Below are 428 nucleotides of genomic sequence, written 5' to 3'. Positions count from 1 at the left end.
CGAGCTGACCGCGAGCAACCACGCCCGCATCTACGGCCTCTATCCGCGCAAGGGCTCGATCGGCGTCGGCTTCGATGCCGACATCGTGCTGTGGGACCCGAAGCTCAAGAAGCCGATCCGGCAGGCCGATCTGCACCACGGTTCGGACTACACGCCCTGGGAAGGGTTCGACGTCACCGGCTGGCCCGTCACCACCATCGCGCGCGGCCGGGTGGTTTACGAGCAGGGCAAGATCGTCGGCGACAAGGGCGCGGGCGAGGTGCTGAGCCGCGGCAAATCCAGCCTGGTGTGACCTCGGGCAGGATGCAGCGCGGCGCTGCCGCGCCACCGCTTACGCATACCTTCCGTGCGGCGTTCGTGCTTGATCGATCGCTTCTCCCCGGACACCTTTCGGTGTAGCTGTGCGCCCACTTGATCCGCGGCCGTCG

Annotated in this window: 1 protein-coding gene; it reads left to right on the top strand. The window is 67.5% G+C overall.

What is annotated here, in order from left to right; translation table 11 throughout:
- Positions 1-292 (top strand): amidohydrolase family protein (locus tag AACY19_RS27490; RefSeq protein WP_339454645.1); only part of this gene is annotated, 292 nt, incomplete at its 5' end.
- Positions 293-428 lie beyond the last annotated feature (136 nt).

Source organism: Pseudomonas sp. EA_5y_Pfl2_R50 (assembly GCF_963970475.1).
Classification (GTDB): domain Bacteria; phylum Pseudomonadota; class Gammaproteobacteria; order Pseudomonadales; family Pseudomonadaceae; genus Aquipseudomonas.
This window is presented reverse-complemented; position numbering and strand designations above follow the sequence as displayed.